This window comes from Funiculus sociatus GB2-C1, assembly GCF_039962115.1.
Taxonomy (GTDB): domain Bacteria; phylum Cyanobacteriota; class Cyanobacteriia; order Cyanobacteriales; family FACHB-T130; genus Funiculus; species Funiculus sociatus.
This window is the reverse complement of the sequence record NZ_JAMPKJ010000013.1, coordinates 40,759-56,101: the sequence shown is the minus strand read 5'-3', so window position 1 is coordinate 56,101 and position 15,343 is coordinate 40,759. Positions and strand designations below refer to the sequence as shown.

The window sequence follows — 15,343 nt, the reverse complement described above, 5'->3', positions numbered from 1 at the left end:
TAATGGCTATTTGCTCGCTTGTTCTAAATCCATTAGCCATTAGCCAATAACTAATGACTAATGACTATTTGGGCAGTTGTCTCTTGAGCGCTTCTAAAGCCTCCCAACGTCGATCTGAGGCCGTTTCGGAGGCATTTTTATCGCCTGCTTGAATTCCCGAACAGTTTTTGTCACAGAGATTTCTGGGAGGAATTGCCAGACACAGCTGTTCGTACAACCAAACGTCGGGGTGAAAATCACCGTATGGCGACAGCATTTCCACCAAATCTTCTAGCGGTGTCTCCCTTTCCAAAGGCCCGCTATCCGGTTTTTCTGCCGCTTCATCTAGCCAAATCATTTCTGAGGTATTAAGGGCTAGGCGGTGGTTATACTGTTGCAAGCAGCGGTGGCAGGTAAGCGTGGTAATTGCTTCTGCAACAGCAGAAACCTCAAGGTAATTTCCTTGATGGGTAACTTTTATCTGGCCGCGCACTGGGGTTAAGGTTTCCAGTTCCGGTAAAAACTCATCAATTTCTATTACTTCGGTGCGCTCTGGCGCTTTTGTCAATCCCGGAATATAAATCGTCTTCATAGTGATTCAGCCATCCTTCTTACAAAATTAAAAATGAAAAATTAAAAACTTAGGTTTTTAATTTTTCATTTTTAATTTTTAACTCCTCAGCCGCACAACCAACCTTCGATCTGGCTCCTGGCCTCGACTGTAGGTTTCTAAATCTTCGCTCTCTTGAAAATAGGTATGAACTTGACGACGTTCGGCTGAAGACAATGATTTCATTTCATATTCTTGACCAGTTTGGCGCACCTGCCCTGCGGCATATTCAGCCATTTCCAGTAGTTCTGCTTGCCGCTTTTGCCGATAGCCGTCGAGTTCAATGGTGTAAGCTGTTTGATTTTCCCGATCTTGCCCAAGGTTCAAAATCGAATTAGCAAGATACTGGATGGCATCAAGAGCTGTACCTTCAGTGCCAATTAAGGCTTGAATTTGTGCTGGTGTTAGTTTTGTTTCGTCGATAGTCAACCAGTAGCTTACTCCTGATTCTTCTGTTGGCGAGTCAATTGCTGGCGCGATCGCTTGCTTTTCGACTGTAACGCCTGTGGGAAATTTCCCTAACCGCAGAAGTTCTTCCAGCCACTGTTGACCCCGCTGCATTATGCGATCGCTCATGGCTAACTCGAAGCTTTTTTCTTAGATCGACCGGGTTCAAAGGGAAGTGCCTCTCTTTCCTTTGATTTTGTTTCTTTTTCTGTTTCTTTTTCTTGCACCTCTACCATTTTTTGGATATTTTCTGGCAGTGGTTCCCGCGACAGAATAAATGTCTGAGCGGTCTGAAAAATGTTGGCAATGACCATGTACATCAGCACTCCAGCTGGCAGGGGGAAGAACAAAAACATCCCCGAAAACAGGACTGGGGTAATTTTGTTTACCGTAGCTTGCTGTGCGTTTGCGTCGCCTGAACCGCTGTTCTGTCCAGAGAGAACCTGGTTGATATACAAACTGATGCCAAAAAACAGCACCATTCCGATGATATCCCAGTGGATAGTTCCGTCGTCATCAAAAGCGCCCACACGACCAAGCGCATCAATAAATAGGAATCCCTTATCTGCCGCCAGTCCCGGAACTATTCCTTGAATAGTTGCTTCCCCAGGCTGTAAAGCTTCCAGGGTGCCATCTTCATTCAACCGCACCCGATCCTCGCCTTTTGTCACCTTCCAATGAGGCACCAGCTTGGTTTCGGGATAGTCGGTGAGTAGTTGGGACAGGGGTTTTCCCTCAACACTTTGAAATTCTACTTTGGTTTTTTCCCCAATCGCAAGGCGATTGCCCCCAGGCAGCAAAGCTGCAATCGGAGCATGAACGCCATCGGTAAAGTAAATGTTTTGCGGTTTGGTTACAAAAGCTTGCGGTTGGATGCGTTCAATTTGTTCTTGAGGAAATATTTCCAGGTTGACGGAGTAGTTTACATCAGAAAACGGCGAACCCCGCAAGGTGGCGAACAAGGCAAACAGAACTGGCATTTGCACCAACACAGGGAAGCATCCTGCCAAAGGGTTGCCAAACTCTTTGAACAGCTTGCTCATTTCTTCCTGCTGTTTTGCCGGATCGTCTTTGTAGAGTTTCTGAATCTCTTCTTGCCGCTTTTTCATCAGCGGTTGAGTAACTTTCATCCGCCGCATATTGCGAATGGAGCCTGCACTCAGTGGATAGAGTGCAAAGCGAATCACAAGTGTCAGCGCCACGATGGCGAGACCATAGCTTGGCACAATCCCGTAGAAGAAATCCAGGATTGGCAGCATGACATTATTGGAGAGAAACCCGATACCAAAGTCCATTCGTTCTGAGTCAAAGAGGGCGCTAGTAACTTGAAGTGAATCTAATCTAAATTTATCTAATGTTTCTCGTTTTGGGGGTTGTATAGCATTACAAAAGCTTCCCTGGCGCTGATTTTAGATTTTAAATGTTCCATCTAAAATTCTTCAGCAAGGAAGAATGCTACCCTAACGACTTGGAGGAACCACCCGGTTTCCCGGTTCTGGCATCTACATTCTCGGTGATGTAATCATAAATTTCCCGGAATCTAGGCAGGGATCTGAGTTCTAGACGGCTACCATCTCTGAGGGTTAGCACCATGTCACCCCAGAGTCCAAGTCCTCTGGGAACTTTAACTGCCTTGACGATTTCTGAGTAGATGATGTCGGTGCGATCGCGCCCCATCCAACCACCCGTCACCGATATCCGGCGATCGGTAATCCGGTAGCGCAACCACAGCGATCGCACAATCGCTCCTACTGTCAGCGGCAAACAGATTACTGTGAATCCCAACAGAATATTTATAATCAAATCGCCAATATGCGGCCCACCTTCATAAAAGGTTTCCTCTTTAATCGCCATCTAGTACCTCTGCTTGTGCCAACAACTGCTCTAATTCTCGCAAAATTTGACCATAATCGCACTCAACTGCTGTCGGTCGCACCACCACTACTAACCTCCAGCCTGGCGATAGTCGGGGCAACAGACAGCGAAAAGCTGCTCGAATTCGTCGCTTGATGCGGTTCCGGATTACTGCTCGTTTGCTGACTTTTAAGCTGATAGATATTCCTATCCGTGCCGGCACCTTACCAGTTCCCACACCAGTTGCGCCCCCAAGCGGCGACCTTAGCGCTCGTAAAGTTAAGTGAGTGGTATTGCGCCGCATTCCACTCTGATACACGGCTGTAAAATCTCGCCGATGCCGGAGTCGATTTGCTTTCGATAATGCCACTGGAAACTTCCTTACCTCGGTGGCTTGGAGAAGGTTGAAGGCGAAATTAATTCATCCTTCATCCTCCATCTTCCTAAACGCTAAGGCGATAACGTCCTTTTTTTCTCCGGGCTTTGATAACGTTCTGACCGTTTGTGGTACGCATCCGCGCCCGAAAACCGGATGTTCTTTTTTGTTTGCGGTTAGTGCCGCCGAGAGTCCGCTGAGTCATCGGTGATTACTCCTATAGCAATTGATGCTGTAAAAAAAAGTCACAATTCTCTAGCTTAGCACCAAATCGCTGCGAGGGACTTTTACCCAATGGCTGGAAGGCTGTCTCCATACAGGCAAAATGCCTGCAATAATTTGCTCTCTCAGTCCTCTTGCCTGCGCCAAGGACGTGAGAGAAGTTGCTTTTCCGTTGTTAATTAATACTCAAAATCCAGGTGCCGAGGTAACGCGGCAACGGTACATCACCCGGAGTGAGGATGGCAGCGTTGAAATAATAAACTCCCCCAAAAGGCGGGTTCTTCACGTTAGAGAACACCAATTCTACATTGTTCCCAGCCGGAACTGGCTCCTCCATATAAATTAGAACCTTGTGATTCTCTTTGTCCCAGTTAACCTCCCGAATGGGAAACTTTTTACCTTTGACACGCACCTCCATGCTTTTAGTGTCAAACTTCCCTTTGTAGTAGTCCGGATAAGAAACGATAAACTGGGCAGCGCCTAATTCCATTTTCTTGCCGGGAATCTTCAGCCGATAGCGATCCCAATTATCCGATTGACCGCCGAAATCCAAAAAGTAGGACAATTGATTTTGCCGCTCTACACCACTAAAGATGGTTAATCCAGGCAGATTCTGCGCCTGAGTCAGGGTGGAAAACCCCGCAAGCAAGCAACCAGTCGCCGCCAGAGCAGTCAGGAGGCGTCGTGTAGAGGATTTTATGGACAACATAGGCTGATTCCCTCAACTGTAGGTAGTGAGATAGTGGGCTGGGCGTTACTAAACTTTACTGTTTTTGACTGTATCAGGTATTTCACAATACCTGATGAATCGGTGCTTGTGACGCGGAAAGCTTATAAAAAGTGCCTCCCGTTGGGGACGCGGGGACGTGGGAGATTTTTGTTTGGTGGCCAAGCGCATGAGCATCTATGGCGAAGAGAGCTGCTGCATCACCGATCTCGCTTAACAGCCATCTTTTTATTGACTAATGTATACCATTGTATAGTTTTTTATTTAATTTTTTGAATAAATTTGACAAAATCAACAGCAACCAGAGGTTTCAATTAATCTTAACTGACGGCACAGAAGCTAATAGCCACCGAAAATTTTTAGGGCAAGCTTTTCCATCATTAAGATGAAAGTTTTTTAAAATTGTCTAGAAGTGTGTGGATATTACAAAGAATGTGCGATCGCGCTCAATCCAAATTCATAAGACAAAATTAAAGATACGGATTGGGATTTAAGAATTAACATAGGATTCCAAAGGGCTGGAAAAATTGATTGGGAGAATTCATGAGAATATCGGTTGCTAAAGAAGTTGAAGTTGGTGAACATCGCGTTGCTCTGGTGCCTGACACTGTAGGCAAGTTGGTAAAACAGGGTTTAGAAGTATGGGTAGAGGCGGGTGCTGGCGAGCAGGCATTTTTCTCTAATGAAGCCTATGAAGCAGCCGGAGCAAAGATTGTCGGCGATACAGGGGCTTTGTGGGGTGAGGCAGATGTCCTACTAAAAGTTAATCCGCCTGCATTGCATGAAGTTCACCAGCTGAAGGAAGGAAGCGCCTTGGTTGGGTTTCTCAATCCTCTAGGGAACCCAACCTTAATGCAACGTTTAGCCGAGCAGAAAGTAACAGCTTTCAGTATGGAGATGATTCCCCGCACCAGTAGGGCGCAAAGCATGGACGCTTTGTCGTCTCAGGCGGGGGTGGCAGGTTATAAGGCGGTATTGATTGCGGCGGCGGCTTTGCCGAAGTTTTTCCCGATGTTGACGACAGCAGCAGGTACAATCGCACCAGCAAAGGTGTTTGTGATGGGCGCAGGTGTGGCAGGACTGCAAGCGATCGCAACCGCTAGAAGACTTGGGGCTGTAGTAGAAGCTTTTGATATTCGCCCAGCGGTGAAGGAAGAAGTACAAAGCTTGGGAGCCAAATTCGTCGAAGTCAAACTGGAAGAAGAGACTGTGGCGGCTGGAGGCTATGCTAAAGAAGTTTCTGAAGCATCCAAGCAGCGGACTCAGGAAGTCGTAGCCGAACACGTCGCCCAGTCGGATGTGGTAATCACCACCGCCCAAGTACCGGGTAGAAAAGCACCCATACTTGTGACTGAGGAAATGGTAGCTCGAATGAAGCCTGGTTCGGTAATTGTAGATTTGGCAGCCGACCAAGGCGGAAACTGCGCTTGTACCCAAGCAGGGAAAGATGTCCAGCGGAACGGCGTGACGATTATTGGGCCGATTAATTTACCTTCATCTCTGCCAGTTAACGCCAGTCAAATGTATTCCAAAAACGTTTTGACTTTGGTGCAATACCTGATTAAAGACGGTACATTGCAGTTGAATTTTGAAGATGACATCACCAACAGCACTTGTGTCGCCCATGCTGGAGAGATTCGCAATCAACGGGTAAAAGATGCGATCGCTCAAATAACAGTCAACGCATAGTAATGGGGACTGGGAACAAGGAATTTCTGGTTCCCAGTCCCAGGCTGGGAACCAGAATATAGAGGCTAGAGCCTCTTATCCAGATTGGTGCAAGATGTGAGTTTAATCAAAGGATTTGGGAACTGATGACAGAAGCATTGATTGCCGCTTTGTTCGTGTTTGTGTTGGCATCTTTTACTGGATTTGAAATTATCAACAAAGTGCCGCCAACGCTCCATACTCCCCTCATGTCTGGGGCAAATGCGATTTCTGGAATTGCCGTGATTGGGGCGCTGCTTGTCTCTGGAGAGGGGGACACAAATCTAAGCGTCATTTTGGGCTTGATAGCCGTGGTGCTGGCAAGCATTAACGTTGTAGGTGGTTTCTTGGTGACAGATCGGATGTTGCAAATGTTTAAGAAAAAAGCGGCTAGCTAATGGAAAAAACAATTAGCAATTAGCAATTAGCAATCCTTCAAGTAAGAACTAACAACTGATATGACCGATTTTCTGCCAACTGGAATACAACTGACTTATTTAGTCGCAGCATCTTTATTCATTTTGGGCTTGAAAAAACTGGGTTCGCCAGCAACAGCTCGTCAAGGCAACTTATGGGCAGCTGTAGGGATGCTGCTGGCGGTGGTGGCAACGCTGCTGGATCGGCAAGTGTTGAACTACCAGATGATTTTGGTGGGTTTGCTGATTGGTTCCGTGTTGGGAGCGATCGCAGCCTATAAAGTAGAAATGACCGATATGCCCCAAATGGTCGGTTTACTCAACGGATTAGGAGGTGCTGCATCTGCCCTCGTTGCCGTGGCAGAATTTGGGCGGTTAGTGGGACATCAAGCCATACCCATTGATGCAAACATCTCGATCATCAGTAGTGTGTTTATCGGCGGTGTCACCTTCACTGGCAGTATGGTTGCCTTTGCCAAATTGCAAGGACTCATCAGCGGTAGCCCAATTACATTTCCCTTGCAGCAACCAATTAATGCTCTCCTTTTGGCAGGCTTTTTTGTTGCCACTGCCTATCTGCTAATCGATCCGCAAAACCTGCCCGTATTCGTGGGCATGGTTGGTATCTCCTTACTATTGGGCGTGCTGTTCGTCATTCCTATCGGCGGCGGCGATATGCCAGTAGTAATCTCCCTGTTAAACTCCCTATCCGGAGTAGCAGCAGCAGCCGCAGGTTTTGTGGTGATGAACAATATGCTGATCATCGCTGGTGCCTTGGTGGGCGCATCTGGATTAATCCTTACCGAGATTATGTGTAAGGCGATGAACCGCTCTTTACCAAGCGTACTATTCGGTGCCTTTGGCAAAGCTGGCGCGTCTGGCGGTACTGGTGCAGCAGCAGGGGGCGACAAATCTGTCCGCACCGTCGATCCAGAAGAAGGGGCGATGATGTTGGGCTATGCTCGTTCTGTCGTGATTGTTCCCGGCTACGGTATGGCGGTGGCGCAAGCTCAGCACGCTGTCCGCGAGTTAGCTGACGGCTTGGAAAAGCTGGGCGTTGAGGTGAAGTATGCGATTCACCCAGTTGCTGGGCGGATGCCTGGACACATGAACGTACTATTGGCAGAGGCAAATGTGCCTTATCCGCAGCTGTACGACATGGATGATATTAATCCCCAGTTTGAGCAGACTGATGTTGCCTTAGTTATTGGGGCAAATGATGTGGTGAATCCATCTGCTCGTCACGATTCTGGAAGTCCTATCTACGGAATGCCGATTTTGGAAGTAGATAAGGCGAAGCACACGATTGTGATTAAGCGGGGGATGAGTGCGGGTTTTGCTGGTGTGGATAATGAGCTTTTCTACAAAGACAAAACCATGATGCTTTTTGGTAGTGCGCGGGATGTGGTTGCGAAGCTGGTTGCTGAGGTGAAGCAACTTTAGGAACACCGCAAAGACACATTAGCGATCGCGCTCTATAGCGCGAAGGAAGAAGTAAAAAAGGCTTGCCGCCAGCAAGCCTTTTTTTTGTTAGAGCAGCTAAAAAAGCTGGAGATTCGTTCAAGGTGTAGAATATTCAGGCGGTTAATAAGCCTGCTTGACTTTTACAGCAAGCATAAAAATGAAGTAGAAAAACCCGTTTTTTGCAACCTTATTTTTTAGTTTAAATTGAATCTATTTTTGTGGTTTAGGGAAAGCACCAAACTCAGCCAAGAGAGAAATTAAGCAATTTTCACAGAAACCAGGGCTAAAATAAAGGTAGAATAAAGTTCTGTACGTATGCAACTCGATCGGAAATAGGCGTGATACATTGAGAATATCGGCGGCTTCCAAGGAAGTAAAATCAGGGTTTAATTGCTATAAGGATACGCCACTTGAGTCAGCTATCATCAATTCGATGACTCACTGCTCTGAGTAAGGTTTGCGATGATTTGGAAATGCGATCGCTCGCTTTTCAATCATTTCCCACTATTTCTATGGTGGGTTGTTAAATTCTAAGACTTGAGCCATATCTTGGGAATAGCATCTACCTCCGGTTCGCAAGCAAAGGCTCATCTCCAGCCTACCCTGGCATCAAAAACCGCTCCTTGTTGCTCAAGCCTACTCGCCTTAGAAAGGAAATATCCGTTTTAAGTTTTGAGTTATATATTTTAAATCAATCAGAACCAACAAAGGTGTACAAACAGCTTGCAGCAGGGGTTTCAAACCTCTGTGGCAGATGTTTAGTGGGATGAAAGATAGGTTAGGCTAGGTTAACTATAAGCATCTGCTACATTCTCCAAAGCACTGATATGGCATTTTGCATGAAAGCAGCATGAAACAGATCATCGCGGGTTTCACCGCCGCTTTAGTAGGTTTGACGACCGCTTTGGCTGGTTCCGCTTTGGCTTGTGAGCCTGGTATCCCTCTGAGGAATAAAACCTCCTCTGGCAATGCAGATGCTACCGCTACCCTGCCCTTAAAGCTTCGCCCTCAGCCTCGGACTCCCATAATAATCAGCCAAAACCCATCGGAAAGTGGACAAGCTACAAAAGAGCTGTCTGCTGAGGTAAATACTGTGGTAGAGGGTAACAACGCCTTCGCCTTCGACTTATATAACAAGCTGCGTAATCAACAAGGGAATTTATTTTTCTCTCCCTACAGCATCTCAACAGCGCTAGCTATGACCTACGCCGGAGCTAGGGGCCCTACGGCAACGGAGATGGCTAAGGTTCTCCACTTCACTGAGAAACCAGAAAACCTGCATTCGAGTTTTGCCACGCTCATAGCTAGACTGATCTCTAGTAACCCCCAGGGGTATCAACTAAGCATTGCTAATCGGCTTTGGGGTCAGAAGGGATACGGGTTCAGCGATGCCTTCCTCAAAACTAGCCAGAATAACTATGGGGCGGGGCTAGAGCAGGTAGACTTCGCTGGTGCAACTGAACAGGCTCGTCGCACTATCAATAGCTGGGTGGCAAAAAAGACCCAAGACAAGATTGAAAACCTGATTGAACAGGGCATTCTCTCCTCGAATACGAAGCTGGTATTGACAAACGCCATCTACTTTAAGGGCGCTTGGGCAAGTCAGTTTAACCCGAAAGATACCAAACAGGAAGCATTCAGTGTCACGGAAACTCAGCAAGTCAAGGTGCCGATGATGTACCAAGAAGCGGCGGTTCCCTTTGCAGATTTAGAGGAGCTGCAACTCTTGGAGCTGCCCTATGCTGATTCGGATATATCTATGGTAATTCTCTTGCCGAAAAAAGTTAATGGGGTGGCACAACTAGAGCAGCAGCTAACGCCAGAAAACCTCCAGAAGTGGTTATCGTCGGTTCGAGATGGGGGTAATGTTAAGATTTGGCTACCCAAGTTCAAGGTAGATTCAGGGATTGAGCTGAGCGATGTACTCTCAAGCATGGGAATGGCGATCGCTTTCAGTAAAACAGCCGATTTCTCTGGTATCAGCCCCAAGAAAGGACTCTCGATCTCGAAAGTAATTCACAAAACTTTTGTGGATGTGGATGAGTTGGGGACTGAGGCAGCTGCGACTACAGGTGTTTTAATGGCCAGGGGCGGATCTGGGCAGTTTCGGGCAGATCATCCGTTTCTGTTTTTGATTCGAGATAATCGCTCTGAGAGCATTCTATTCGTGGGTCGTATGGTAAACCCGCTAGAGTAGTCTGTTGTAGCAATCAAGGGTTGGCTGGGATACATCTGTTGGGGCATGGCATTGTCCCAACCAAGGTGGCGGCAATTTTATAACCGCAATATATTCCACCCAATTGAGATCTATATTTCATCAGTTAAGCGTCATTAGTTATGAGTCATTGACAATCGACAACTGACAACTAACTAAATTTGCTGCCAATGACGCAATAAACCGAGAAAATAAAAGATAGAGGCTTCCCAAGGTGAAGCTATATCTTGAATTAGGAGTCTGCCAGCTGTGGTTGTACAAATATCTTCTGATAGCAGTTACGAATTAAAAACCCAAGAAATTGCCAAACAGCTGTTGGCAGCAACTAGAGAAAATAAATCCTTTTTTGCCCAAATGCGCGACCAAATGCGCTGGGATGATAAATTACTCGCTTGGGCGATGGCTAGCCCCGGTTTGCGGGTGCAGTTGTTTCGCTTTATTGATACTTTGCCAGCACTACGTAGCAAACCAGAAGTTGCGCGTCACTTGCAGGAATATCTAGGGGATGAGTCGGTTGAACTACCAACTGCTCTCAAGGGGATGCTCAACTTTGCTTCTCCAGATTCTATGCCTGGTACTGTTGCGGCGACAACTGTGAATACAGCGGTTGAAACTTTGGCGCATAAGTACATTGCTGGGGAAAATATTAAGCAGGTAATTAAGACGGTTGAGAGTTTGCGGAAGCAAAAAATGGCTTTCACCATTGACCTTTTGGGTGAGGCTGTGATTACCGAAGCTGAGGCGCAGTCTTATCTTGACCGTTATTTGGAATTGATGGAGCAGTTGACGGATGCGGCTAAATCCTGGTCAACTGTGGAGGCAATTGACAGGGCAGATGGGGAAGATTTACCCAAGGTTCAAGTATCTGTTAAGTTAACCGCATTTTACTCGCAGTTTGACCCGTTAGATGCTAAAGGAAGTGAGGAGCGAGTAAGCGATCGCATCCGCCTCCTATTACGTCGCGCCGCACAGTTAGGTGCTGCTGTTCACTTCGATATGGAACAGTATGCTTACAAAGACATTACTCTGTCTATCCTGAAAAAACTGTTGCTGGAAGATGAGTTTCGTAGTCGTACCGATGTCGGGATGACAATTCAGGCGTATCTGCGGGACAGCGAACAAGATGTAAAAGATTTGATTCCCTGGCTAAAAGAACGCGGTTATCCCCTGACGGTGCGCTTGGTGAAGGGCGCGTACTGGGATCAGGAGACAATCAAATCGATGCAGAAGGACTGGCCGGTGCCAGTTTACAGCGACAAAGCGGCAACTGATGCCAATTTTGAGAAGATTACCCAACTGCTGCTGGAAAATCACGAGTATCTTTATTCGGCAATTGGCAGCCATAACGTGCGATCGCAAGCACGGGCGATCGCGATCGCCGAAACTCTGAAAGTTCCCCGCCGTCGCTTTGAAATGCAAGTCCTCTACGGTATGGGCGATAAACTTGCAAAATCTTTAGTTGATAAAGGCTATCGAGTGCGAGTTTATTGTCCTTATGGCGACTTGCTACCGGGAATGGCTTATTTAATTCGCCGTTTGCTGGAAAATACGGCTAATAGTTCATTTTTACGGCAAAATCTGGAAGAACGCCCAGTAGAAGAATTGTTAGCACCCCCTACCCCCTCTAACTCTACCGTCAACGGGGGAGTAGGGACAAACGGAGCGTTCCCGAATGCGGCTGATACAGATTATGCTGAAATTGAGGCGAGAGCGCGATCGCAACAAGCTTATGCTACTGTGCGCCCACAACTGGGTAAAACTTATTTGCCGCTAATTAATGGCGAATATGTAAACACATCAGAAACAGTTGATTCTGTCAACCCGTCAAATCCCAGCGAAATTATTGGCAAAGTCGGCCTGATTAGCATCGAACAGGCAGAACAAGCGATTCAAGCGGCAAAAGCAGCATTCCCCGGTTGGCGGAAGACACCAGTCAGGCAGCGGGCTGGAGTGTTGCGGAAAGCAGCAGATTTGATGGAACTCCGTCGCGCCGAATTATCAGCTTGGGTGGTGTTGGAAGTTGGCAAGGCGGTAAGAGAAGCTGATGGGGAAGTTTCGGAGGCGATTGACTTTTGTCGCTACTACGCCGACGAAATGGAACGGCTAGATGAAGGGTATAACTACGATATTGCTGGGGAAACCAACCGTTATATTTATCAGCCGCGAGGCGTGACGGTGGTGATTTCGCCTTGGAATTTCCCGATAGCGATCGCGACAGGGATGGCCGTGGCGGCGCTTGTTACGGGAAATTGTACTTTACTCAAGCCTGCGGAAACATCTTCTGTAATTGCTGCCAAAATTACGGAAATCTTGGTTGAGGCGGGAATACCGAAGGGTGTGTTTCAATACGTACCGGGGAGAGGTTCCCAAGCTGGTGCTTACATGGTGAAGCATCCCGACGTTCACCTGATTGCCTTTACCGGATCTCAAGAAGTTGGTTGTCGGATCTACGCCGATGCTGCGATTTTACAACCAGGACAGAAACACTTGAAGCGGGTAATTGCCGAGATGGGCGGCAAGAATGGCATCATCGTAGATGAAAGTGCCGATTTAGACCAAGCTGTTGCGGGTGTGGTGTATTCAGCTTTTGGTTACAGCGGACAGAAGTGTTCAGCTTGTTCGCGGGTAATTGTGCTGGAACCAGTTTATGAGGCTTTTGTGGCGCGTTTGGTGGAAGCAACGCGAAGTCTCAACGTTGGGGAAGCCCACTTGCCAAGTACGCAAGTAGGCCCGGTGATTGATGCGACAGCTCAAGCCCGGATTCGTGACTATATCGAGAAAGGCCGCGCCGAAGCCAAACTTGCTTTAGAAATGCCTTCCCCCGATAACGGCTATTTTGTCGGCCCTACGATTTTTACGGAAGTACCGCCAGAGGCGACAATTGTCCAAGAAGAAATTTTTGGGCCAGTTGTGGCAGTAATGCGGGTGAAGAATTTTGAGGAAGCGATCGCAGTTGCCAATAACACCAACTTTGCCCTGACTGGCGGCTTGTATTCCCGCACACCTTCCCACATTGAACAAGCGCAAGCTGAGTTTGAAGTCGGCAACCTTTACATTAATCGTGGCATCACTGGCGCGATTGTCTCAAGGCAACCCTTCGGCGGCTTCAAGCTTTCCGGTGTTGGTTCCAAGGCTGGCGGCCCCGACTACTTGCTGCAATTCCTCGAACCTCGCGTAATCACTGAAAATATCCAACGCCAAGGTTTTGCGCCAATTGAAGGTGTAGATTAAGGCTAATATTGTGTAGCTTAGAAAAAAAATCCTTTGAAATTTTCTTAAGCTTACAAGCTTTGTCAGAGCTGAGATTGCTTTAATCTCAGCTCTTTTTTATTATCTAAATTTAATTAGCGGGACTTACACATTTTCTAGTCCCTTTAAGAGCTGAAAACCTCTCTGAGCAAGAAAAAGAGGTCGATAACTAAAAAATACCTGAAGCCCTTATGAATACTGAATTTATGCTCATTCGAGCTATAACTCTTTCTCTATCTAGGTTTGAAGCCGTTTTTTTATCGGTTTTTGTCTGAGTCCCGTTAATTCATCTACCGAAAGCACAATTTTATTTAAAATACCATCTATCTAAAGTTCGATGAATATCTATATTTAGATGCTTGAATTGAGTTACAACTAATAACTTTCGGAAGATTTCAAATATTTTTTGAAGAGATTCCATTTATGGTTTATCAACCAGGTATCAACGAAACAAGCGTTAAGCAGGTTGCAGGAAAATCTCATGAAAAAGATAGATTGAGGCATTGGGCGCTACCACCGAAAGGATTAAGGTTTTTAATTATTATCTTATTAATTTTAGGCGTATTCTTTCGCTTCTCTAATCTTGATAAAAAAGTTTACTGGCGAGATGAAGCCATGACTTCACTACAAATTTCTGGTTACACCAAGGAAGAAGTAGTTCGGGAAGCCTTCACTGGTAATGTAATTGGTATTGAAGATTTACAAAAGTATGTACAGATTAATCCTGAAAAAGGTTTAGGAGATAGCATTCAATCTTTGATAAAAGAAGACCCCCAACATCCGCCACTCTATGTAATACTGGGAAGATTTTGGGTACATTTATTTGGTAATTCAGTAGCGGCGACCCGGAGTTTATCTGCGGTGATGAGTTTGTTGGTGTTGCCTTGTATTTATTGGCTATGCTTAGAACTATTTGATTCGTCGCTGGTAGGATGGATTGCTGTGGCGCTGATAGCAGTTTCACCATTTCACGTACTCTATGCACAGGAAGCGCGAGAATACAGTATGTGGACGATGACAATTTTATTATCCAGTGCGGCACTGCTGCGAGCAATGCGGTTAAAAACAAAATCTAGTTGGGGGATTTATGCAGCAACTTTGATATTAGGATTTTATACGTATTTGCTTTCTATTTTAATTGCGATTGGACATGGGATATATGTAATTGCGGTTGAACGTTTTCGCTTGAATAAAACCGCGATCGCATATCTAGTTTCATCTCTTGTAGCTTCGATAAGTTTTATCCCTTGGCTAGTTCAAATCCACGAAGTTGATGCCGCCAGTTGGACAGCTAAAGAAATGCCCTTTCTATCTTTAGTTAGAGCGTGGGTTGGGGGTTTCAAGAGCGTGTTCTTGGATTTGCATTTTAATATTGCTGAATTTGAAAGTTATTTGGGAAGGCCACTTAGTATTGCTTTATTAAGTTTGGCAATATATTCCTTATATTTTGTATGTCGTCAAACTCAAATCCGAGTTTGGTTATTTATTTTCACGCTGATAGGCGTTACAGGTTTAACTTTAATTCTACCAGATTTAATTTTTGGGGGACAGCGTTCGGCTATTGCTCGATATCTAACCCCTTGCTATTTAGGCATTCAACTAGCTGTTGCTTATCTGCTTGCTACCAAGATATTTTCGGGTTCGCAGCAACAGTTATGGAAGGGGATAACAACTGGGTTGTTTTTAGCTGGAGTCGTGTCGTGTGCATCTATGCCAATAACTGAAACTTCGTGGCATAAGGCAACTAACAGTCCCCAGCTAGCTCCGATAATTAACAAAGCTAATAAACCGCTTTTGATTAGCACCAATCGTTCCTATAATATAAGTGAAATACTATCGTATAGCTATCTACTAGAACCAAAAGTAAAACTTCAATTAGTAACTGAACCCAATCTACCTAAGATGGCCGATGGTTTTAGCGATGTGTTCCTCCTTGATCCTTCTAAAGAATGGCGAAGCAAACTTGAGAAAGAGCAAAATTATAAAATAAATTTGCTAGAAGAAGGTCAATATTCGCTTTGGAAGCTTGAAAAATAGTAACAGAGCTTTATAAACAGTTGGCTTTTATTGTAAATAT

General features: G+C 45.9%; 13 protein-coding genes. 6 read left to right on the top strand and 7 right to left on the bottom strand.

Going from position 1 to position 15,343, the window contains the following annotated elements; translation table 11 throughout:
- Nucleotides 1-64: 64 nt before the first annotated feature.
- The 7 genes from NDI42_RS08960 to NDI42_RS08930 all read right to left on the bottom strand — a co-directional run bounded on the left by NDI42_RS08960 (nucleotide 65) and on the right by NDI42_RS08930 (nucleotide 4,197).
- Nucleotides 65-571 carry a YceD family protein gene (locus NDI42_RS08960; RefSeq protein WP_190457722.1) on the bottom strand — a complete coding sequence of 169 codons (507 nt, stop codon included), beginning with the start codon at nucleotides 569-571 and terminating at the stop codon, nucleotides 65-67.
- A 78-nt stretch (nucleotides 572-649) separates the two neighbouring features.
- Nucleotides 650-1,165 (bottom strand): Jag family protein, encoded by a 516-nt coding sequence (locus NDI42_RS08955; protein WP_190457720.1) that lies wholly within the window; start codon nucleotides 1,163-1,165, stop codon nucleotides 650-652.
- Nucleotides 1,166-1,167: 2 nt separating this feature from the next.
- Nucleotides 1,168-2,331 carry a membrane protein insertase YidC gene (gene yidC, locus NDI42_RS08950; protein ID WP_190436752.1) on the bottom strand — a complete coding sequence of 388 codons (1,164 nt, stop codon included), beginning with the start codon at nucleotides 2,329-2,331 and terminating at the stop codon, nucleotides 1,168-1,170.
- A gap of 160 nt (nucleotides 2,332-2,491) precedes the next feature.
- Nucleotides 2,492-2,890: a PH domain-containing protein gene (locus NDI42_RS08945; protein WP_190436749.1), complete on the bottom strand. Its 399-nt coding sequence runs from the start codon at nucleotides 2,888-2,890 to the stop codon at nucleotides 2,492-2,494.
- Complete coding sequence (gene rnpA, locus NDI42_RS08940; RefSeq protein ID WP_190436746.1) at nucleotides 2,880-3,260, bottom strand: ribonuclease P protein component; 381 nt, start codon at nucleotides 3,258-3,260, stop codon at nucleotides 2,880-2,882. The genes NDI42_RS08945 and rnpA overlap by 11 nt, the downstream gene beginning before the upstream one ends.
- Before the next feature lie 73 nt (nucleotides 3,261-3,333).
- Nucleotides 3,334-3,471, bottom strand: coding sequence for a 50S ribosomal protein L34 (gene rpmH / locus NDI42_RS08935; RefSeq protein ID WP_190426639.1), 138 nt, complete (start codon nucleotides 3,469-3,471; stop codon nucleotides 3,334-3,336).
- A gap of 192 nt (nucleotides 3,472-3,663) precedes the next feature.
- Nucleotides 3,664-4,197: a DUF2808 domain-containing protein gene (locus NDI42_RS08930; RefSeq protein WP_190436742.1), complete on the bottom strand. Its 534-nt coding sequence runs from the start codon at nucleotides 4,195-4,197 to the stop codon at nucleotides 3,664-3,666.
- 561 nt (nucleotides 4,198-4,758) lie between these two features.
- On the opposite strand from NDI42_RS08930, the gene NDI42_RS08925 reads away from it, so the two are divergent.
- The 6 genes from NDI42_RS08925 to NDI42_RS08900 all read left to right on the top strand — a co-directional run bounded on the left by NDI42_RS08925 (nucleotide 4,759) and on the right by NDI42_RS08900 (nucleotide 15,303).
- Nucleotides 4,759-5,904 carry a Re/Si-specific NAD(P)(+) transhydrogenase subunit alpha gene (locus NDI42_RS08925; protein WP_190457718.1) on the top strand — a complete coding sequence of 382 codons (1,146 nt, stop codon included), beginning with the start codon at nucleotides 4,759-4,761 and terminating at the stop codon, nucleotides 5,902-5,904.
- 125 nt (nucleotides 5,905-6,029) lie between these two features.
- A complete protein-coding gene (locus tag NDI42_RS08920) occupies nucleotides 6,030-6,320 on the top strand; it encodes an NAD(P) transhydrogenase subunit alpha part 2 (RefSeq protein ID WP_190457717.1) in 291 nt (96 codons plus the stop codon).
- 60 nt (nucleotides 6,321-6,380) lie between these two features.
- On the top strand, nucleotides 6,381-7,781 hold the full coding sequence (locus NDI42_RS08915) for an NAD(P)(+) transhydrogenase (Re/Si-specific) subunit beta (protein WP_190457715.1): 1,401 nt from the start codon (nucleotides 6,381-6,383) through the stop codon (nucleotides 7,779-7,781).
- Nucleotides 7,782-8,652: 871 nt separating this feature from the next.
- On the top strand, nucleotides 8,653-9,999 hold the full coding sequence (locus NDI42_RS08910) for a serpin family protein (protein WP_190457713.1): 1,347 nt from the start codon (nucleotides 8,653-8,655) through the stop codon (nucleotides 9,997-9,999).
- A 267-nt stretch (nucleotides 10,000-10,266) separates the two neighbouring features.
- A complete protein-coding gene (pruA, locus tag NDI42_RS08905) occupies nucleotides 10,267-13,248 on the top strand; it encodes an L-glutamate gamma-semialdehyde dehydrogenase (RefSeq protein WP_190457711.1) in 2,982 nt (993 codons plus the stop codon).
- A 441-nt stretch (nucleotides 13,249-13,689) separates the two neighbouring features.
- Nucleotides 13,690-15,303, top strand: coding sequence for a glycosyltransferase family 39 protein (locus tag NDI42_RS08900; RefSeq protein WP_190457709.1), 1,614 nt, complete (start codon nucleotides 13,690-13,692; stop codon nucleotides 15,301-15,303).
- The last annotated feature ends 40 nt before the right edge of the window (nucleotides 15,304-15,343 follow it).

What these genes read in the sequence shown, in the direction of transcription:
- NDI42_RS08960 (WP_190457722.1), bottom strand. Translation starts at nt 571, where the DNA reads ATGAAGACGATTTATATTCCGGGATTGACAAAAGCGCCAGAGCGCACC.
- NDI42_RS08955 (WP_190457720.1), bottom strand. Translation starts at nt 1,165, where the DNA reads ATGAGCGATCGCATAATGCAGCGGGGTCAACAGTGGCTGGAAGAACTT.
- yidC (WP_190436752.1), bottom strand. Translation starts at nt 2,331, where the DNA reads ATGGACTTTGGTATCGGGTTTCTCTCCAATAATGTCATGCTGCCAATC.
- NDI42_RS08945 (WP_190436749.1), bottom strand. Translation starts at nt 2,890, where the DNA reads ATGGCGATTAAAGAGGAAACCTTTTATGAAGGTGGGCCGCATATTGGC.
- rpmH (WP_190426639.1), bottom strand. Translation starts at nt 3,471, where the DNA reads ATGACTCAGCGGACTCTCGGCGGCACTAACCGCAAACAAAAAAGAACA.
- NDI42_RS08930 (WP_190436742.1), bottom strand. Translation starts at nt 4,197, where the DNA reads ATGTTGTCCATAAAATCCTCTACACGACGCCTCCTGACTGCTCTGGCG.
- NDI42_RS08925 (WP_190457718.1), top strand. Translation starts at nt 4,759, where the DNA reads ATGAGAATATCGGTTGCTAAAGAAGTTGAAGTTGGTGAACATCGCGTT.
- NDI42_RS08920 (WP_190457717.1), top strand. Translation starts at nt 6,030, where the DNA reads ATGACAGAAGCATTGATTGCCGCTTTGTTCGTGTTTGTGTTGGCATCT.
- NDI42_RS08915 (WP_190457715.1), top strand. Translation starts at nt 6,381, where the DNA reads ATGACCGATTTTCTGCCAACTGGAATACAACTGACTTATTTAGTCGCA.
- NDI42_RS08910 (WP_190457713.1), top strand. Translation starts at nt 8,653, where the DNA reads ATGAAACAGATCATCGCGGGTTTCACCGCCGCTTTAGTAGGTTTGACG.
- NDI42_RS08900 (WP_190457709.1), top strand. Translation starts at nt 13,690, where the DNA reads ATGGTTTATCAACCAGGTATCAACGAAACAAGCGTTAAGCAGGTTGCA.